At 53.4% G+C, this 20,534-nt stretch carries 14 protein-coding genes; 3 read left to right on the top strand and 11 right to left on the bottom strand.

Translation table 11 applies throughout. The features are described from left to right. Nucleotides 1–7: 7 nt before the first annotated feature. The 9 genes from ACAW74_RS08230 to ACAW74_RS08190 form a co-directional block, all read right to left on the bottom strand. Entirely contained in the window at nucleotides 8–1,816 is a 1,809-nt protein-coding gene (locus ACAW74_RS08230) for a tetratricopeptide repeat protein (RefSeq protein WP_370697708.1), read from the bottom strand. Nucleotides 1,817–1,908: 92 nt separating this feature from the next. Then, a complete protein-coding gene (locus tag ACAW74_RS08225) occupies nucleotides 1,909–2,844 on the bottom strand; it encodes a PstS family phosphate ABC transporter substrate-binding protein (protein ID WP_370697707.1) in 936 nt (311 codons plus the stop codon). A 345-nt stretch (nucleotides 2,845–3,189) separates the two neighbouring features. Next, nucleotides 3,190–4,020 carry an energy transducer TonB gene (locus ACAW74_RS08220; protein ID WP_370697706.1) on the bottom strand — a complete coding sequence of 277 codons (831 nt, stop codon included), beginning with the start codon at nucleotides 4,018–4,020 and terminating at the stop codon, nucleotides 3,190–3,192. A 3-nt stretch (nucleotides 4,021–4,023) separates the two neighbouring features. Further along, a complete protein-coding gene (locus ACAW74_RS08215) occupies nucleotides 4,024–4,557 on the bottom strand; it encodes an ExbD/TolR family protein (protein ID WP_370697705.1) in 534 nt (177 codons plus the stop codon). Between the two features lie 103 nt (nucleotides 4,558–4,660). Then, a complete protein-coding gene (locus ACAW74_RS08210; RefSeq protein WP_015329897.1) occupies nucleotides 4,661–5,287 on the bottom strand; it encodes an ExbD/TolR family protein in 627 nt (208 codons plus the stop codon). Between the two features lie 53 nt (nucleotides 5,288–5,340). Then, nucleotides 5,341–6,174, bottom strand: coding sequence for a MotA/TolQ/ExbB proton channel family protein (locus ACAW74_RS08205; protein ID WP_370697704.1), 834 nt, complete (start codon nucleotides 6,172–6,174; stop codon nucleotides 5,341–5,343). Between the two features lie 514 nt (nucleotides 6,175–6,688). After that, nucleotides 6,689–9,832 (bottom strand): efflux RND transporter permease subunit, encoded by a 3,144-nt coding sequence (locus ACAW74_RS08200; RefSeq protein WP_370697703.1) that lies wholly within the window; start codon nucleotides 9,830–9,832, stop codon nucleotides 6,689–6,691. Between the two features lie 75 nt (nucleotides 9,833–9,907). After that, nucleotides 9,908–10,987 (bottom strand): efflux RND transporter periplasmic adaptor subunit, encoded by a 1,080-nt coding sequence (locus ACAW74_RS08195; protein WP_370697702.1) that lies wholly within the window; start codon nucleotides 10,985–10,987, stop codon nucleotides 9,908–9,910. A gap of 73 nt (nucleotides 10,988–11,060) precedes the next feature. Next, nucleotides 11,061–12,314: a TolC family protein gene (locus ACAW74_RS08190; RefSeq protein ID WP_370697701.1), complete on the bottom strand. Its 1,254-nt coding sequence runs from the start codon at nucleotides 12,312–12,314 to the stop codon at nucleotides 11,061–11,063. A 144-nt stretch (nucleotides 12,315–12,458) separates the two neighbouring features. Here ACAW74_RS08190 and ACAW74_RS08185 point away from each other — a divergent pair, with 144 nt between their 5' ends. Together ACAW74_RS08185 and ACAW74_RS08180 are read left to right on the top strand one after the other, a co-directional pair. Then, nucleotides 12,459–13,184 carry a hypothetical protein gene (locus ACAW74_RS08185; protein WP_370697700.1) on the top strand — a complete coding sequence of 242 codons (726 nt, stop codon included), beginning with the start codon at nucleotides 12,459–12,461 and terminating at the stop codon, nucleotides 13,182–13,184. A 92-nt stretch (nucleotides 13,185–13,276) separates the two neighbouring features. Continuing rightward, the gene (locus ACAW74_RS08180; protein ID WP_370697699.1) at nucleotides 13,277–15,322 is read left to right on the top strand and encodes a kojibiose hydrolase; all 2,046 of its coding nucleotides are present in this window, start codon (nucleotides 13,277–13,279) and stop codon (nucleotides 15,320–15,322) included. Nucleotides 15,323–15,429: 107 nt separating this feature from the next. Here ACAW74_RS08180 and ACAW74_RS08175 read toward each other — a convergent pair whose 3' ends face one another. After that, nucleotides 15,430–16,101, bottom strand: coding sequence for a TetR/AcrR family transcriptional regulator (locus ACAW74_RS08175; protein ID WP_370697698.1), 672 nt, complete (start codon nucleotides 16,099–16,101; stop codon nucleotides 15,430–15,432). 135 nt (nucleotides 16,102–16,236) lie between these two features. Here ACAW74_RS08175 and ACAW74_RS08170 point away from each other — a divergent pair, with 135 nt between their 5' ends. Further along, nucleotides 16,237–17,292 carry a 2Fe-2S iron-sulfur cluster-binding protein gene (locus tag ACAW74_RS08170; RefSeq protein WP_370697697.1) on the top strand — a complete coding sequence of 352 codons (1,056 nt, stop codon included), beginning with the start codon at nucleotides 16,237–16,239 and terminating at the stop codon, nucleotides 17,290–17,292. Here the strand turns inward: ACAW74_RS08170 and ACAW74_RS08165 are convergent. After that, on the bottom strand, nucleotides 17,256–20,474 hold the full coding sequence (locus ACAW74_RS08165; protein ID WP_370697696.1) for a ligand-binding sensor domain-containing protein: 3,219 nt from the start codon (nucleotides 20,472–20,474) through the stop codon (nucleotides 17,256–17,258). The genes ACAW74_RS08170 and ACAW74_RS08165 overlap by 37 nt on opposite strands. Between the last annotated feature and the right edge of the window lie 60 nt (nucleotides 20,475–20,534).

Here is a 20,534-nt window from a genome sequence, read left to right as displayed (position 1 = left end):
GTTGAGATTAACTCTGCTTAGTCGTCCCCTTTTTCGGAGCCGGTTTCGTCGTGCCTTTTGCTGGCGTCGTACCCGGCGTTATCGTTGACTTCGGACCTGCGAGGAAGTCTTTAGCGTCTTTATCTTCCGGATCCAACTCAAGCACTTTGTTGGCATATTCTTTTGCTTTCGCGTCGTCTTTCTTGGCGATCGAATTCGAGATCAAATACTTGTACGACGTGATCAGATACTTACGGTTCTGCTCTTTCTTGGTTGCGCCCGTTTCGGGATTCTGCTGTTCAGCCAGTGCCTGCTCAATGAACTTTTCATACAGGGGAACCGGAACACCGCTTGCCAAAGATGCATCGCGACCATTAGCGTAGTAGTTTGATTGAGCACGGTAATAGTACGCGAGTGGGTACGTTTTTCCGTCTTTTTCAACCACCTCTGCCAGCTTACCAAAAGCCGAATCAGCCTTCATGAAATAATCGCGACGCAGAACACGCTGTTGAGCGGTATCAGCAACCGTTTTGCTTACAGCAAACCCTTGCTGATAGTTGGCCAGACCCAGTTTCAGATAATCGTTGGTCGACGGCTTCTCTTCTGCGCTGATTGCCTTCTCGAAATAGCTTACGGCTTTGTCATAACGCTTCGTGCCGTAGTACTTGTCGGCGATCTCTTTATACAGGTTCTCCGTCGTATCGAGTGGAGCCGCCTTTTCCAGGTTCACAATGCTCAACGAATCACCTTCCGGCGTCCCTAGCTGCGCGTAAGCACGGCCAAGGTATTTGTAATCGTCGAAAATTACTTTCTGAGGCGCAGCGGTGATGAACTTGTTCAACGAAGCAACGGCCACATCGTTCTTACCAAGCGCAAGGCTCGACCAACCGGTCATACGATCGATAATCGGGTCGTTTACCTGACCTTGTAATTTAGACAGATAATCAAGCGACTTCATGTGGTCACCTGCCAGGAAGTAGTACTTCGCCACGTTGAGCAGCAGCTCAGGATCTTTCGTACCACTCTTCGTCACATACGTATCGTAAATGCTAGACGCTTTCTTGTAAGCTTTTGAGCCTACCAGGGCATCAGCATACGAGCGGTACGTAGGCGCAAACTCGGGATCGGCCGCGATGGCTTTCTCGAAGAACTCCTGAGCCAGTTTGTACTGCTTCGAACGCAGGTACAGCTGACCAATCTTGGCGTTGGCTTCGGCTTTCGTCGTATTGTTCGACTGAGCTGCCATTGTGCCATCGATTACTTCTTCGTACCGGCTAACGGCGGGGCCGCCTTCATTCCGCAGCGTGTAGGCATCGCCCATCGCCATCGGAATCTCTACGTTCTGATTCTTCTTGTCGAGCGTTTTAGCGCGTTCGAGCAGTTCGATGGCGCGAGCCGGATCATTGACTCCTTTGTCGCCTTCAAACAGGGTGTACATTTCACCTGCCCGGAACAGCACCTCGCTATTTTTGCCTTTTGTGGCAGCAATAGCCTCGTCTGTTTTTGCTTTAGCCGTGTTCAGGTCTTTCTTGGTCAGAGCCACACCAGCCAGACCAACATTATTCAGTTGATTCTTAGGATCAGCTGCCAGCCCTTTTTCAAAGGCGGCTTTAGCTTCATCGGGTTTGCCCGTTTTAAGCAGGAAATAGCCCAGATAAAACTGGTTTTCTGCTGAGGGCGAACTCGATACCAACTGCCTGAACGTTTGCTCGGCCTTCGGAACGCGCTCGGCTTCGAGGTCTTTCAGAGCCGTCTGCACATCTTGTGCAACGGCGGGGGCAAACGTTGTGGCTCCCACGAAGAGGGTAGCCAGCAGTGTTTTTTTCGATAGGTTCATTCGCATTCGTAGGTTGTGAAAAACGAAGGTTGTCATTTTGAGAACAAGCCGCGAAACTAAAAAATTGCCTCCAAACAGAAAAAAATGACTGTTCATTTGAGGAACACTTCCCGATTATACGGTATAGCAGGCCACAATCCCAACTTCTCGATGAGGATGCTGCCAGCGTCACGGATCAGGTAATTGGTTAAGCCACTGCCCAAACCGGGGTGGGCTTCACGGCTCAGAATATACACATCGCGGCGGAGTGGATAATCTTTTAAGCCCAAAGCGCGCTGAAAAGGCTGGAAATAATCAGCCCGTGAACGTGGGTTTTCTTTCTCAGAAATCCCGACAACCTGAATATCCTTCGATAGCTCTGCCGATAACACTGTATCGCCATCGCTAATCCAGTTTACACCGATAAACCCGATAGCACCTGCATGCTGACGAACATACTCGATTACCTGTTTGTTTGACTGCACTGTATAAATCGGGAGCCCTGTAATGTCTTTGACACCAAAGGTTTGCAATACGTAATCCAGGTTACTTGAATTGGCATTGTCGAAAACCAGCGTGATCGGCCCCTGTTGATTGCCGCCCGAGAGCTGTGACCACTTGGTCAGCTGCTTTGTAAATAAACCACGCAGTTCGCGCATCGTCATTAACGTATCGGTGTTGGCTTTGCTCGTAATAAGGGCTACGCCATCCGTGGCAATCCGGGTGCTCGATCCTTTGATCTTTTGCTCAACAAGAGCCTGCTGTTCATTAGGCGTCAACTTCCGGGATACGATACATATACGAGCCTTGTCGTTGAGCATTAGATTGATCGCCTCCCGCTCTGGTTTAAACACCAGATCGAATTTTGTTCGCGGATACAGGAGTTGATATGTCTTGGTAATTTCCTCAGTCAGCAAGCGGTACGATTCATCCGCCACGACTGTGATACGACCCTGTGAGGGTGTATCGGCGGGATGTTCTTCCTGGCAACCGGCTAGGTACGTTCCAAGGCTCAGGCATACGCCTAGCAAAGCAATAAGTCGTTTCAAGATAGTAGTCGTTAACGTAAACAAACCGTTGTTTCGACATAACGTAGATGCCGGAACAACGGTTTTCCATAAGCATGATCAATCGTCGGTAGCGCAGTAGGCAACTCACCAATGACCCATGCTACTGACTATCTCTGTATTGCTGCCAGGCCCGGTAGGCTCGAAAGCTCCCGTAAACCAACATAAGTGCAGCCAATACATAGCGCAGCGGACCTGCCAATACCGCAATCCCAAAAGACTGAGAGGAGGCAATCAGTCCGATGCCTCCTCCCAAGTATGCGATCGATGCCAAAACGGACAGAGTTAACCGAAGCGTTTCAGCCATGCGATTCTCAGTGCGTCTCATTACTCCAACTGGAAGCTGATAGGCAGGTTGTATTTCACCCGAACAGCGCGACCTGATTGCTTACCAGGTTTCCATTTCGGCATTGACTTTACTACCCGAATTGCTTCTTCGTCGGTACCGAAGCCAAGGCCTTTCAGTACTTGAGCATCTGTGATCGAGCCGTCTGTGTTTACCGTGAAGCTTACAAACACTTTACCCGAGATGTTGGCCCGCTGAGCCGCTGCCGGGTACTTGATGTTCTTGCCCAACCAGGCATACATAGCCGCTTGACCGCCTACGAACTCAGGGTTTTGTTCTACGACCGTGAAGACTTCGTCTTCTTTCGGTGCAGGAGCTTCAACGACTACTTCAGCTTTCGACGGACCGGCTGATTCTTCCGGTGCGGCGATTACTTCTTCAGCGTTGGGGTCACCTTCCTGGGTTTTTTCGGCAGCTACTGCTTCCTTCAGTTCTTCAACAGCAGGAGGGGGTGTTTCTTCTGGTACTTCCTGGTCAGGCTTTACTTCGGGCGGAAGGAACTGCACCGTGTTCACTTTCGGCACCTCAACAGGTGGCGGCGGTGGTGGTGGTGGTTCGTTCGGATCGATGGGCGGCGGGGGCAGCTTCATCAAATCCACTTCCTGCATGTTCATCTCCGGTGCCTCTTTGGGAGCAATGGCATCAATGATGCGCGGAGCGAAAATACCCAGGAGAGCTACCGCGGAGCCAATCAGCAAGGCACGGGTTGAAAACTTCCGGTACGAAGTCCGGAGGTCATACGCGCCATACGCTTTATGGCGGTTCGCAAACACGATATCATCGAGTGTTGCGTCTTTTGCGAGTTCAGCCATAGGTTAGATTTCCAGTTTTGCTTTTTCCTTGAGCAGCGTCTTTTCGTCGGGCGTGAAGTCATACACGAGGGCACGACGACGAATTTTAGCGATACTCAACTCATCCATCATATCAACCAGATTCTTGTAGGTTGACTCTTTGGTCGGCTTCACGACGATAACGAAGTCCGGGCCAATTTTGGCCTGCTCTTCGAGCATCACTTTGCGGAGGTCGTAGCCGTAACCAACCGTTTTGACTTCAGGGTCTTCGTTGGCAGCTTTACCAACGATGTACAGAACCTGATTGTCTTTGCCTAAAAACGCAGTCATTACCTTCGAAGCCTTAATTGGGTTGGTTTCGTTGGTCTTCGTTTTATCGGGTACGTCGAGGGTCATCGACGAGGGCTTACTCAGTGTGGTGGCTAGAATGAAGAAGGTAATCAGGAGAAAACCTAAGTCCACCATCGGCGTCATGTCGATGCGGGTTGATGCTTTCTTACTGCGTACCTTCCCACCTTTTTCGTGTCCACCACCACCACCGGTTTCAATTGCTGCCATGTTCTGTGGGAGTTTTCAGTAATTCAGTGTTAATCGTTTTCAGTTAGATGCAGCGAGGTGCTTTTTTCCACAACTGAAAACGATTAAACGCTGAATCGGTTGGTTAGTCTGCTGTCCAGCCAGCCGGAGGCGCCTCCGTACCGGTAATGAGGTTGAACTTGTTGATGTTCTGAGCCTGCAACGTAGCCAGGATGTTTTTGAAGGCCGGGAATTTGGCCACATTATCACCCTTGATGGCAATCCGCAAGTCGTTATTGGCTTTGCGGGAGTTGTACACCCATTCTTTCAACTCGTTTTCAGGACCTGCACCGGTTGAGTCGGTAGGAACGCCAGGCTGTTTCAACTGGTTACGCTTCTCAGGCTCAAGTGCCAGAAACTGCTTCATCTGCGCAAGCGGAACCCCAAAGTTGGGCAGCAGCGAAAATTTCTGTTTTTCCAGCTCCGTGAAGCTAATGCCTTTTGCCGAGGCTACGTTTTCGAGCATCTCGCGGCGTTTCGCCTGATTGTCGATCCCGAAGTACACCTTGCCATCTTTGTCCAGGCTGATGGTCATGATGTCTTTGTCGGGCACTTTGATGCCGGAGATTGACGAAGGCGTTTCGATGCTGGCGGCGTCCTGAGCCTTAAACTGGGCCGTCAGGATGAAGAACGTCAGCAACAGGAACGCTACGTCGCACATCGCCGTCATATCCACGGCCGAACTGGCGCGTTTGGGCTTTACTGCGGGCATTTTGTTGCTTGTTTAAAAAGTTGGTTGCTACGCAAAACGCAGGGCACAGCCAATTAATTGTGTGCCGAGAAGTTCTGCTGGATGCTCAGACCGATCTCGTCGATGTTGTAGGTCAACTCATCGATACGGCTAGTGAAGTACGAGTACATGATCGTCGCGATAGCGGCAGTACCGATACCCAGGGCCGTGTTTACAAGGGCTTCTGAGATACCCGTTGCCAGAGCGGCGGTGTCGGGCTGACCCGTAGTACCCATGGCGGCGAAGGCGCGAATCATACCCAATACCGTACCGAGCAGGGCTACCAGTGTTGATACCGACGCCAGCGTAGCGATGATCGTCAGGTTTTTCTCAAGCATAGGCAGTTCGAGCGACGTAGCTTCTTCTACTTCTTTTTGCAGAGCTACCAGTTTCTGCTCTTTCGTCAGGGCAGCGTCGCCGCTCAGTTGCTGGTATTTCAGCAGGGCAGTTTTTACTACGTTACCTACAGAACCTTTCTGCTTGTCGCACTCAGCAATAGCGGCTGATACTTCGTTACGGTCGAGGAGGCCTTTCACTTTCCGAACAAAGGCGTCGATCGAGCCTGACCCTTTGGCGCGGCCGATAGTAATAAAGCGTTCAATGGAGAACACAAGTACGGTCAGGGCACAAGTAAACAGGATCGGTACGATAGGACCACCCTTGTAGATGATGCCGTAGTAATCACCGTCGATCGGGTTTTTCTCAGGATCCCCCCCCTGGAAGTGGCTGGGGTCACCGAAGACAAACTTGTAAGCCACATAGGCGACGATAGCCAGGATCGGGATGATTAGAACGGGATTCAGACCACCTGACGACTTCTTTGGTGCGGCTGCCTTGGCGGGTGCGGGGGTTGCTGATTGTGTTTTCATTGAACTGTGTACTATTGGGGTTGAATTGAAAGTTAGGTTTTGAACGTAAAAAAAGTGAAAATTCTCTATCAGCGACTTTTCAGAGAATAAAATTCCGAATAATCACCCGACTATTGCTGACAAATCTACGTTTTTTCTGTCCATAAACGGACAATCCGTTTTTGTAAAAAAATCGTGAATTGTAATTTTCTCAGCAAAGTATAGGACAAAACCTTATTCCGTAGCGATCATTTTATGCCCTTTACCTGTTGATCGTCAACGCCCTAAATAGCCAGCGGAATCTATCCAATCAGAATGGGCCAGTTGGATTTTAGGAGGAGCGCGGAGTTTCATGGTGTTGCTGCTTTTTTAAATCACCCAGCTACTATGAAGGGTAAACCCTTGATGCTGCCTCACCCGACTTTCCATAAAGTCGCGTCTGTCTTTCTGAAATGGCCTTGCCTGCGTTTGCTCGCCGGTACGATATAGTCCATCGGCCAACCCGGCTTCGTCGCAGATTGAGCCACTTTTGTCGCTAAATAGGCTCGGCGACAGGTTTCCGCTTTCTGCCGCCTCGTCTGGCAATGGTATGCGTGATGTTACGGTTGAAAAAGCGGTAGATGATGGGAAAGATCAGCAGGGTCAGCACGGTTGCGGTAATCAGCCCTCCGATGACGACGATAGCCAACGGTTTCTGGGTTTCTGATCCAATGCCACTACTGACAGCCGCAGGCAACAACCCAATGGCAGCCATCATGGCGGTCATGACTACGGGCCGGATGCGCGACCGCACCCCGGCGGCAATCGCTTCATCGAGGGTCATGCCTTCGGCAAGGTTGGCGTTGAATACTGAAATCAGAATAACGCCATTCTGCACACAAATGCCGAAAAGAGCAATGAACCCGACGCCCGCCGAAATGCCGAAGATGGTGCCCGTGATATGAAGAGCCAGTATGCCACCAATTAGCGCGAAAGGTACGTTGAGCAGTACCAGACCCGCGTCTTTGGCATTCCCGAAGAGGACAAACAGAATCACGAAAATGGCCATCAGGCTAAGCGGCACCACCTGACCCAGGCGTTTGGTAGCACGTACCTGATTCTCAAACTCGCCCGTCCATTCGGCTTCGTAGCCTTTGTCGAACTTCACCAGTTTCTGCACACGCTGTTGCGCATCGGCGATGGTGCTACCCAGATCACGCTCCCGAACGGAGAACTTAACGCCAATAAACCGCTTGTTTTTGTCGCGATATACAAAAGCGGGTCCGGTTAGGGTTTTGATGGTTGCAATCTCTTTGAGCGGGATTTTGTCGCCCCGAATGGTGGGGACCATCAACAGGCCGATGTCTTCCTCATTCTTCCGGTAATCGGGTTGGTAACGTACCCGGATGTCGAAGCGGCGTTCGCCTTCGTATAACTGCGTAGCTGTTTTACCCCCAATGGCCATTTCGATGACGGCTTCGGCATCGCCCACACGTACCCCGTAGAAGGCCATCTTCTGTTTGTCGACGTAGATGCTCATTTCGGGTTGACCCACATTGCGCAAAATACCTACATCTTTTACGCCAGGTACGTCCCGAATAGCCGCAATAACCTGGTTAGCGTATTTGTCGAGTTCGGTCAGGTCGTTGCCGAAGATCTTCACGGCATTGCTGGCATTCATGCCCGCAACGGCTTCAGCCACATTATCGATGATGGGTTGCGAATAATTGTAATTGATACCCTGGAACTGCTTGAGTTTCGCGTCCATCTCCTCAATCAACTGATCGGTGGTGATGGGGCGGGTCCATTCTTTCTTGGGTTTCAGGTTCACCTGCATCTGAACGTAGTAGAACCCTGATGGGTCGGTGCCGTCGTTGGAGCGACCCGTTTGTGACAGCACGCCGCGTACTTCGGGAAACTCGCTTAGCTTGCCCCGCAGGGTACGTACCATCTTCACCGTTTCGGCCAGCGACGTACTCATGGGCAGCTTGGCCTCGACCCAAAGGGCGCCTTCATTTAGTTGAGGCAAAAATTCGGTACCCAGCAGGGTTGCCGACGCGAAGGTGAGGCCCATGAACAGTAAGGCGACCAACATGCTGATGCGCTGATGGGCATAGGTCCAGCTAAAACCTCGTGTGACAATCCGGTCGAAGAAGTTGACGATGGGATTGTTCTTCTCACGCACGTTCTTGTTAAGTAGCATCGAGCACAGTACCGGCACCAGCGTCAGCGTGAAAATCAGTGCGCCGAGCAGGGCAAAGCCCAGCGTCCAGGCCAGCGGGCTGAACATTTTTCCTTCGACTTTCTCGAACGAGAAGATGGGCAACAGCGCCGTAATGATGATCAGCTTAGAGAAAAAAACGGCCTTGCCCAACTCCGTGCCTGTTTTCCGGATCAGCCCCAGCTTGGCCAGCCGGTTGTAGCGCGGCATGCCGAAGTGGTGCGCCTTATGGTCGAGTACCACAAAAATGCCTTCGACCATGACGACGGCCCCGTCGATGATGATACCGAAGTCGACAGCCCCCATCGACAGCAGGTTAGCCGACATGCCCCGTAGCCGCATGCATAGAAAAGCAAACAGCAGCGCCAGCGGTATGATGATGCTAACGATGACGGTTGTACGCCAGTCGGCCATGAACAGAAAGACGATCACCGTCACGAACAGAATCCCCTCGGCCAGGTTGTGCAGCACGGTTTCGGTGCAGAACGTCATGAGGTTATCGCGGTCGTAAAACGTAACCATCTTGACGTCGTCGGGTAGGATTTTCTCGTTGAGCTCGTCAATTTTGGCTTTCACCCGCGCCAGCACGTCCGAGGGGTTTTCACCTTTACGCTGCACGATGATGCCCTCGACTACGTCGTCGTTCTGATCAAGGCCAACCTGCCCCACCCGCGGCTGATTGGACAGCGAAACATCGGCCACATCGCGAACCAGCACGGGCAGGCCACCCTGCTCGTCGACGATGATGTTTTCGATGTCTTCAATGTTATTCAGCAGCCCAATCCCTCGTACCACATAGGCTTGCCCGTTTTTCTCGATGACGTCGCCCCCCACGTTGAGGTTGTTCTGCGTAACGGCATTGTAGACTTCCGATGGCGTGATACCGTATTTCTGTAGTAGAATGGGGTTTACGCTGACCTCGTACGTTTTTTCGCGACCGCCAAAAGCCACTACATCGGCCACCCCCGACACGGAGCGCAACTGCCGGTCGACAACCCAGTTTTGTAGCGTCAGTAGCTCGCGGGTATCGCGCGTCGAGGATTGAAGAGTATAGCGGAAAATTTCGCCGGTTGGGCCATAGGGTGGCTGAATGTCGGGTTCTACTCCATCGGGTAGCGACACCGTACGGAGCAGGTTATTGACCTGCTGCCGGGCAAAAAAGTCCTCGACGTCGTCTTCAAATATGATCTTCATCACCGAGAGCCCAAACATCGTGATCGACCGGACGTTGGTCTTTCGCTGCACCGAGTTCATGGCTACCTCGATGGGGACCGTGACAAACCGCTCGACTTCTTCGGCACTACGCCCGTTCCACTCCGTCACGATGATGATCTGGGTGTTCGTGACGTCGGGGAAGGCTTCGATGGGCGTTTTCAGGTAGCTGATTATGCCGGCTACCGTCAGCGCCCCCACCATGAAAAACACGAAAAAGCGGTTCTTCAACGAAAAGGTGAGAATGGATTTAATGAGCGCGTTCATAGTTCGGTAAGTCGATAAGGGAATCTGGGCCGCCCGCAAACGTACCTGCGCGGTGGCGATTCACTCATTCGCGAATTAGTCATTTAGAGCATCGTAGATCAGCAACTGAGCCTGCGTGATGACTTTCTCGCCGGGTTGTAACCCGTGGCTGATGTAGGCCAGATCACCCTGCGACCGAAAGACCGTTACTTCGCGGGTGTCGATGTGCTGCCTGTCGTGGTAGACCATGACATACTGCTTGCTTTTGTCGAATATCAGGGCCTTGGCCGGAATGGCTGGCAGGGCGCCCCCTTCATCGAAGGCCAGCATGACCGTGGCGTTCATGCCGGGTTTAAGTTTCAACTGCTCGTTGGCTAGCCGGATACGTACCTGAATGGTCTTGGTAGCCGGGTCGAGTACGTTATAGACTTTGTCGACCACTCCTCGAAAGATTTTGTCAGGATAGCTCAATGTCTTGATCTGAGCAGGCAACCCCAGCCGCATCCGGCCGATCTCTGATTCATTGACGTTGGCGAGTACCCATATTTCGTTGAGCTGCGAAATCGTAAAGACAGCGTTGGCATCGTCGGAGCGGAGTTGCATGCCCCGATTGATGTTTTTTTCCAGCACGTACCCGGAAATAGGCGCCTTGATCACCGATTGGGCTTGCTTGTCTGCACCGTAGATCTGAAGTACTTCGCGCAGGCGGGCCAGTTCGGCCTGTTCACGCACGACTTCTTTCTGCGCTGCTACCACGTCGCGTTCCGAGTTGAGCTTATCCACAAACATATCCTGAGCAACCTGTAGGTTCTTCTGCGCCAGCCGAAGCTCGGCCTGCGCCTGCGCCAGTTCCCGGTTGTAGCCGGCTACCTCGCTCGACTGGATAACAGCCAAGGTTTGTCCTTTCTGGACATAATCGCCCAGTTCGACCCGCACATCACGCACGTTTCCACCTACCAGCGGAAACACCCGGATCAGCCGGTTTTCGTCGGGAACCACGCGCCCGATTAACCGGAGTTGGCTACGAATGGGCTGGCTAATTACGGCCTCGGTCTGCACGCGGCTTGCCATGGTATCCGTGAGCGCAAAAGCAGCCTTAGGAGCTTCCGTAGTCGGTTTTGATTCCTTTGCGCAAGCCAATACCAAAAGCGATAGAAGTAAACAATAAGGTTTCATAAGCAATGGCCCGGTAAGTCGGGTTGATGACTGTTAAACAGAAGGTGCGTTGTTCAGGTACGTTGGTCGGAGGCTACCGGAAAATGTCAGTGCCGATCACATACGTAAGCTGCTCGTAGGCGTTGACCCGGTCGGCCCGGAGGCGGTTCAGCTGGCGTGTGTTGTCCAGGTACGTTTCAAAGAGGTCGACAAACTCAACCAGCGACAGGTTGCCCTTCTCGAAGTTGCGCAGGACGTTCTGGATCAACTCGTCGTACTGCCCCGAAAAATTGGGATCGATGCTTCGGTAAGCCTGCTCCGTTTGCTGAATCTGTTCCAGCGAGGCGCGGATTTCGTTCTCGACGATGCTTTGCAGGTTGCGCTGGCCCAGCCGCAAAAACTGCCCCTGTGCCTGAGCGGAGCGGATGTTGCCCTGATTTCGGTTCAGCACAGGCAGGTCGATGCTGGCGGTAAGGCCAATGTAGTTAGGCGTATAGCTGGCATTCTGGTCAAACATGCCACCCAACCGCACGTCGGGCGTGGCCAGCGCCCGTTGCAGCGCCAGATTGGCATCGGCCTGTTGCACAGCTACTTCGCTTCCCTGTAAATCGGGGCGATTACTAAAGGCGAGGGCTGTAGCATCCTGTAGCGATGGTAACGGGCGGCCATAGCGTAGCATGTCATTGTCGAGCACAACCGGGCGCACGGCGGCTCCCGTTTGTAGTAAAACCCGCAGGTCGCGCTGCTGATCGATGAGCAGATTGCGCAACTCAAGCTGATCGTTGGTGAGTTGCAACAGCAGCGCTTTCAGCCGAACAATCTCCCGGAGCGACACGTTGTTTTTGCCGTATTGCCGTTCGAATGCGGCAATAATCTCGGTAAGGCGTCCCCGTTGCTGATCGTAGATACGAAGCGAACCGGTTGTAAAATAGATGGAATAGAACCGGCTGTGCAGATCGAAACGCAACGAGCGAAGCAGATCCGAAAATTGCAATTCGGTGAGGCGGGTCTGCTGGGCGGCTACGGCTACACGTTTGTTTCGTTTGCCTGCCAGCAAAATGGTCTGTTGAACTGACAGCGCCTTCTGTCCACCCGGCCCAACGTCGAAAAGTTGCCCGGCACTGGGGTTAAACGCATTCAATTCCAGATAAACGGTCGGGTTGTCAAAAAGCCGGGCCTGAGCTACCTGAGCCTGTGCGGCAGCAATCTGGAAACGGCCAGCCAGCGCCTGTAAATTTTGCTGGAGAAACAAGCTATCGGCCTGCCTGAGCGTCAGTGACAGGGTGTCCTGCGCTGCTGACGGTAAGGCACCAAGGCTACAAACGGCAGCAAGCAGTTTTAAAAACATTTTTAGGAAAAATAGGCTAATTACGGTACAACTATCCCTGCAAATATCCAGCTTAATCGAAGGCTGTTTAATTAAAAGGCAATTAAGAGCCCGAACATTAATGCTTTTTAACGTGTCATAATTGCTCATCTACTCAGCGCATTTATGATGCCTTCGCTACCTGTCTGGGGCTGTATTGCTTACCTCTGTCTTCTTGCCAACACCGCCCACGCGCAGGAGTCTTACTTCAACGTAACCGAGTCGGATGTTGCCGAAAAGGGGGCCATTGTTGTGCAGCAGCAATTTTCGATTCAGAATTTCTACCGCTCGATCACCACCTTCGATTATGGACTGGCTGAAGACCTGGAACTGGGTGCCAACCTGATTAACCTAGACTATTATCCCGTCAATCGGCGGTTTATGCGCAACGACTCCAGCACCGAACAGGCTTATTCGCCATTGCTGATGCTCAACGCACAGAAAATCATTAAGCTACCGCATGATTTTCACGTGGGCATTGGTGGGCAGGCAGGCTGGAATCTGACTCCCAATCTGGGGCAGCATCGCTTCGTGCATTTCGTCTACGTTAACCTGAACCGCACATTTCTGAACGACCATTATAAAATCACGGCGGGGGTGTTCAACGGGCATGTGCGTTACCTTGGCGACGGGCCACCGGTGGGCTTCCAAACGGGTTTTGAAGCGGCAATCGTCTACCAGAAGCTGCACCTGCTCGGCGATTGGCTATCGGGGCAGCACGACGCCGGCCAACTGGTGCTCGGGTTTGAAGTATTTCTATCGAAAAAGCTACCTCTATCGCTGGGCTGGCAACGGCGCAATCAGGATGGATCCTCGGCGCTGGTTGTGCAACTGACCTACCGGAGCGAATAAACCAACCAATCCGGTAACCGATTGGGTTTGTCTCGTGTCTTTGCCAAGAGCAGCCTATCTTCGCTTTCTACAACGAAACCTATGTTTTTTCTATGAAGCGAAACCTGTTTACCCAGGCGGCTTTGCTGGGACTGCTTACCTGTACCCTACCTACGCTGACCCAAGCCCAGAGCTCAGACTGGCAGATTGTTGGCCAGAATATTAACCCCGCCAATTATTACGGCATCACTGTCGCCAACGGCATGATTGGACTGGTATCGTCGCCAGAACCCATGAAAGTGAAAGACGTAGTGCTTAACGGCGCCTTCGATACGTATGGGCGTGGTCGTGTATCGAATATCCTGAAGGTATTCAACTTCGCCAATATGAATCTGGATGTCGATGGCACCCGCATCGGCCCCCGCGACATTGCCAACTACCGGCAAACCCTCGATATGCAGAAGGCAGCGCTCACGACCACGTTCGACTACAAGGACAAGGTAAGCGTAAAGCAGACGATGATGGCCTTGCGTCACCTGCCCTTTTCAGAGCTGACGATGGTGGAAATCACAGCCAAAAAAGATTGCGAAATCATGCCGATGTCGGTGATCGAATCGCCCGAAAACCTGAAAGAGGTAAAGAATTTTTATTCGGAAATCGACCGCCCGCACGTTACCATCCGTCTGCTCACGTCGGTCGCCAAAAGCCCGAGCGGCCGACATACGGTAGCGGCTTCGACCTCGTTTCTGTTCGATGAACCGCACGGGCAGGAGCCCGACGTGATCCACGAAGACTGGGATTACAACATGCACCTCGCCAAGTTCAAAAAGCGGCTGAAGGCTGGCGAAACGTACCGGTTCAGCGTGGTGGGTTCGGTATCATCGACGGCCCACACCGCAGACCCCCATAATGAAGCCGAACGCCTGACCATTTTTGCGGCCCTGGAACGTACCCAACGGCTACTAAGCCGCCACAATGCCGAATGGGACAAGCTCTGGCAGTCGGACATTGTAATCGAAGGCGACCCCGACGCGCAGCGGGCCGTTCGGCAGGCGCTGTATCACCTCTATTCATTCGCTCGCGAAGGCACGGCCTACAGCCTGTCGCCGATGGGCCTGTCGGGGCTGGGTTACAATGGGCACGTGTTCTGGGATACCGAACTCTGGATGTACCCGCCACTGCTGCTGTTGAAACCTGAGATTGCCAAATCGCTGCTTGAGTACCGCTTTGAGCGTATGGCGATGGCCCGGCAAAACGCGTTTAGTCACGGGTACACGGGGGTGATGTTCCCGTGGGAATCGGATTCCGACGGACAGGAGGCTACCCCTGTCTGGGCGCTGACCGGTCCCTTCCAACACCATATTACAGGTTGCGTAGGCTGGTCGTTCTGGAGCTATTACCAGGTAACGAAAGACAAAGAATGGCTCCGTACACGCGGGTATCCGATGCTGAAAGAAGTCGCTGATTTCTGGGTGAGCCGCGTCGAGAAAGGTACCGATGGACAGTATCATATTAATAATGTCATCGGTTCAAACGAATGGCAGGAAAACATCGACGACAATGCCTTCACCAACGGCATGGTCAAAACCGTGTTGCCGATGGCTACCAAGGCCGCGCAGGAACTGGGCATTGTGCCCAACCCGCAGTGGAATGCCATAGCCGCCAACGTACCTATTCTGACTTTCCCCGACGGAACGACCAAGGAAAACCGGACGTACGATGGCGTGATGATCAAACAGGCCGACGTAAATCTGCTGGCTTTTCCGCTGAAACTCATCACCGACGAAGCCCGCATCAAGAAAGACCTGGCTTACTATGCCCCCCGCTACTCGCCCGACGGACCGGCTATGGGCTGGTCGGTGCTGTCAACGTTGTATACGCGCATGGGTGACCCCGAAAAAGGATTTGAGTGGTTTGTGAAAAGCTACAAACCCAATGAGGTGCCGCCGTTTGGCGTCTTGGCCGAAACGGCTGGTGGCACTAACCCCTATTTTGCCACGGGAGCGGGCGGTATGTTGCAGGCGGTACTAAGCGGCTTCGGTGGGCTTGACTTATCGGATGCCGGCATTGGCCAGTTGAAAAGCCGATTGCCGAAGAAATGGAAGTCACTGACGATTAAAGGCATTGGTGTAGAAAAGAAGACCGTAGTGGTAAGGTAGACAGGAGCCGTTACGTATAAAGACAAGAGCCCGTTTAAGCGCGTCATTCGTACATGATGCGCCTAAACGGGCTCTTTCGGTCGTGTAGGTAGTGTGGTGGGTACTCGTTATTTCCAGTGCCCGTCGAGCGCGGTGCTGTGGGTAGGGCTAAACCGGCTGCCTTCAGTTTGGCTAACCGTCTGGCTAAGGGTTGAATAAATCAGTTCGATCGCCTGCTCAATGCGTTTCCAGCCCGACTCACTGCGAAGGTCGATACCAACCAACGTACGGTTATTGTCGGCGAGCAGCGTCAGGTATGACATAGCACCAAGCACCACGGCTGAAACGGCCTCTACATCGGTCCCTTTGACAAACGATAGCTGACTAACCAGTCGCTGAATTTCCTGATCCTGTGATTGGCTGGCTGCTTCAGCGGTTGGATCATGTTCAATTACGTTGGCCTTGAGGAGTTCACGCGCCGCCTGATTGGCCCGAAACTGACGAAAAAGTTGCGTAACCTGCCGATACCATAAACGCCCTAATTCGGTTTCATTTTCAGGACGGATTTGTTCAAGCAAGGCAGGAGGAAAATCAGGATAAATTTTCCCCATCTTAATGTAGTAGTCGATCAGACCATTGAGCCCGCCAAAGTATCGATAGATCAATACTTTACTGACGCCAGCTTGTTCGGCAACCCGGTTGACCCCAACGTGTTGGAGACCCCGTTCTGCCAGAATAACTTCGAACGCGTCAATGATTCGCTGAGTGGTTTGAGCACGGTTACGTTTGACTTTTTCCATGATGGTGTTGCACGGCTTTTTTTGGATACGTGTGGGGTCAGACGGGGCTGCTGAGTAAAAGTCACGGATTGACGACAAACTTTACGTAAAATCGAGTGTGTGTTCCTACTACATTAACGATGGCACTAAGCGCGCATGGTTATATCGAGTTATCGTCTGACAATCACTGATATCGTTGTTGATACAGTTGATGTATATACTTACGTCTTTTATCCAGTGGTGGTTGCCTACCAGCCAGGTCAGTTTTTGACGCTGTTAGTGCAGATTGATGGCCAGGAGGTAAGGCGGTCCTATTCGATTACGTCGGCTCCGACTGTGGCTGGCGAATTGGTGGAGCAGCCATTGGCCATTACCATCAAACGGGTTGAAAACGGGTGGGTATCCCGCTATCTGATCGATCACCTGCGCATTGGCGATGTAGTAGACAGCCTGCCCCCCGCCGGCCGATTTACCTTGCCCACCACAACGGAGCCCCGCGACGTTGTGCTGATCGGCGCAGGCAGTGGCATCACCCCGCTTTTCTCTATACTTATATATACGCTGAATCATGAACCAACGGCGCGGGTAACCCTGCTGGACGTCAACACATCCGAGAAAACCATCATTTACCGCGCGGCACTCGACGCGCTCCAACAGCAATACCCGGATCGGTTTCAGCTCATACATCTGCTAAGTCAACCGACCGATGCCTGGGCCGGACGGCGGGGGCGGCTGAACAACCTGTTGCTCGAACGGCTGCTGCCTGACTTAACCCGTGGTCCCGCGGCGGCAGCGTTGTGGTTTCTTTGCGGCCCACCCGACTTCATGCGGATGGTGCGGTTCACCCTAACGTACCTGGGCATTCCGCCCCAGCAGATCCGGCGTGAACTGTTTGTCACCGAACCCGTGAACGTACCCAGTGCTGCACGTTTTGTGGTGCCTGACCGGATTATTCAGTTGCGCTTTCGGGGTGAGATCTACAGTCTATTGGTACCCAGCGGCTCTACGGTGTTGCAGGCCGCGCTGGCAGCCGGCATTGCCTTGCCTTACAGTTGCCGGGGCGGGCGGTGCGCTACCTGCGCCGGTGTGTGCCGAAACGGTCGGGTGCAGATGAGTATCAACGACGTATTGACCGAGCGTGACCTGGCCGAAGGCTGGGTGCTGACTTGCACGGCTTACCCCGAAACCGACGGAATTTTCATCGAGGTCTGAACCCGACGGGTTTTGCCATCGGCGTAGGGGAGTGGCACCAATAATACCACCGAGGTGCCTTTGCCGGCTTCGGTCTGCCATTGGATACTGCCCTGCAACATCACCACCCTCGACTCGATGTTGCCGATGCCCAATCCCTGATGGGTTCGTTCATACGAAAACCCCTGCCCATTGTCGGCGTAGGTGAGTTGCAGCCGGTCTTCGCGGTAGCGGCAGGTGATATCGATCTGAGACGCGTTGGCGTGTTTGAGCGTGTTGTTGACCAGTTCCTGCACAATCCGGTAGAGCATCGTCTCGGTGTTGATGGGCAGGCGGGGGAGGTTCTCGTCGAGGATCAGGTGTGTTTCAATGGCCCCCGTGCCGCTTATGCGCTCCAGCAGTTCTTCCAGCGCGGGGCCGAAACCGTATTGTTCGAGCGTGCGCGGGTTGAGTTCACGCAGCAGGTCGCGCACATCGCTGATGATGTCGTTGATCAGGCTGTTGATCGCGTTACGTAACGACCGGGGAGCATCGTCGTCACCGGCGTAGCGGGCCATCTGCGTCGTATAGAGTTTCAGCGTAGCCAGTCGGGTACCAATCTCGTCGTGCAGGTCGCGGGCAATGTCTTTCTTGACCTGCTCCTGTACATCGAACGCCAACCGCAGCTGTTCTGACTGCTGCCTACGAATGACCTCTTCCCGGTGACGTACCCAGTATAGTACCAACCCCGTCGTCGCCAGGATCAAACCAACAACAAACGGCCACGTGCGCCAGAAAGGCGGGCTAATGTGGATAACCAGTTTCTGAACCCGGTTGCTCCAGTGCCCGTCCTTATTGGCAGCACGTACCTCGAGCGTATACGTGTCGGGGGGCACGTTGGCGTAGCGGGCATAGTTGCGCTCACCCGCCTCGACCCAGTCGTTATCGTAGCCGGTCAGCTTATAAGCGTAGCGGTTGGTACCGCTGCTGAGGTAATCGACGGCCGAAAATTCGAGTGAGAACGTATTCTGCGAATGATCTAGGTGCAGCTCTTTTAGCTCGCTGATCACCGTTTGCCCAACCGGAGCCTCTTCGTTGATGCGTAGATTGTAGAAATAAACGGGTGGATTCGTTCGGGTGCTGTGATACAGTTCGGGGCGACACACATTGAAGCCGTTGATTCCTCCGAAATACAGAAAGCCCTGTTGGGTTTTCAGGTAAGCATTTCCGTTGAATTCTAACCCCTGTAGCCCATCGCTCAGGCCAAAGTTTTTGAAGTTGGCGTTGTTGACGTCGAACCGAACAATGCCCCGGTTAGTACTCATCCACAGGTTGTTATTACTGTCAGAGAGCACTCCGTATATAAATGAATTGGCCAACCCGTCGCGCTCGCTGTAGAGCCGAATCCGGTTGGTTGCCCGGTTCAGCGCGGCGAGCCCTCGGTCGGTTGATAGCCAGATCGTGTTGCGGGCCGGATCATCATGAAAGTGAAGAACGGTGAAACCCATCAGCCCGTTGAGCACGCGCCGCCACGGAGCCGACGACCCCTCGGGGGGCAACTGATAGCAGCTAAAGCCGTTCAGGTACGTACCCACCCACAGCCGACGCGTGCCCGGCTGCCAGTGCAGCGAAAAGATATTTTCGTTGGCCAGTTCGGGGCGCTTTTGCCAGCGGCGTTGGGCCAGACTCATCAAATACAGGCCATTCTCGGTGGCGGCCAGCAAACTGTCGGCGCTCAGCGCTACCAGCCGCCGGGCAAAATTGGTAGTCTGCTCGCCACTGGCTGTCGCGGATTTGGCCGGAATGAAAGGGATCAACTCAAACGATTCGTCGCGTGGGTGAAACAAGTAAGCCCCTCCCTGCGTGCCCACCCACATTCGGCCATAGCTGTCGGCATACAGGTGTTTGACCTGATTGTGCATAGGTTGGCTATTCCTGGCACCATGAGAAAGATAGCGGCGCAACACCTGCCCCGTTTGCGAGTCAATGACATCGATACCCGCTTCGTTGCCCACCCACAAGGGTAAACTTGCCCGTTGCTTGTCGGCGGGCGTTATCGCAAATTCGGCAAAGCTTCGGATCGTATAGCTGCTTAGTTGCTGTTCGGTAGGGCTTTGTTTCGACTGGAAATTGCGGTTGATACCACTGAACATGAAGGCATCCGGTATCATTTTGACGATACCGTCGGGGTCAATGTTGGCCCAGATAATGCCTTGATTGTCGACCATCAGCTTGCTCACCTCAAACCGGGACAGCTGCACCATATTGTTCGGCGGATTCTCGATCGTGCCGTAGAGTCGGGTGCGGGTGTCGAAATACAGCACCCCTCGCTGTTGTGTCCCCAGCCAGAGCCGGCCGAAGGTATCGTCGTCGATGGAATAGATAGGCCCCGGCGACGTATTGCCGGCCAGCGTATAGGTGCGAGCGGTACCTGCCTGATGATCGAACCGAATGAGTCCCTCGGCCGTGCCTATCCAGGCAACGTTGCTTTGATCGATGTAAAAGGAAAAAACCGTTTGAGGCGATCCGAAGGCATTGTCGGGGTGGCTGCTGAAGTACCGGTATAGTTTTCGGTCTGTCAGGCTGTAACGCAACAGCCCCGATTCGGTATGCAGCCAGATGTCGTCGGCGGGCGTCCGCACCGTCGAGCTCTGCATGTTGTACTCGCGCCGGGGCTTCAGCGCCGGGTTGAGCACCTCCCTTGTCTGCGTCCGATAGTGAAGGCGCACCAGCCCCTTTGTCTCGCTGAGGTAGAGCAACTCGTCGGCGTCAACGTAAAAGGGGAGGGTTCGGTCGGGGATGGGGCGCGTATTCGGGCGGGGCGGGTTTGTATAATAGCACGTGAAGCGGTCGGTCAGGCGGTCGTAATAGTTCAGACCTTCTTCCGTACCAATCCAGAGATTACCCTGCGGGTCTTCGACAATGCCGAAAATATTCAAGCCGCGTATAGCGCCCTCGTGGCGGTCATCGGCCCGATACGTGCGGAAACGTTGCCCATCGTAGCGGTTCAGGCCATCCTGCGTGCCGAACCACATAAACCCCCGCGAGTCTTTGTGCATAAAGTAGACCGACCCCTGCGTGAGTCCATTGGCCACGCCGATATGTTCCAGGCGGAAATGAGCGGGGGGGAGCAACGGATCCGGATGAGCCGGGGTGATAGCCACCAACAGACAGCAAAGAGCGAGCGCCCACTGCACTAGTCTGTAAGTAGCTATTTTGTTCATGCAACCAAACTGTTAACACGCTGTAACTGAATCGAAGTATACTAAAAAAAACAGGCTAAT

Origin of the sequence: Fibrella musci, from assembly GCF_041321105.1 — a bacterium.
Taxonomy (GTDB): domain Bacteria; phylum Bacteroidota; class Bacteroidia; order Cytophagales; family Spirosomataceae; genus Fibrella; species Fibrella musci.
Note: the sequence above shows the minus strand (reverse complement) of the source record. Positions and strands in the feature narration are given on the sequence as shown.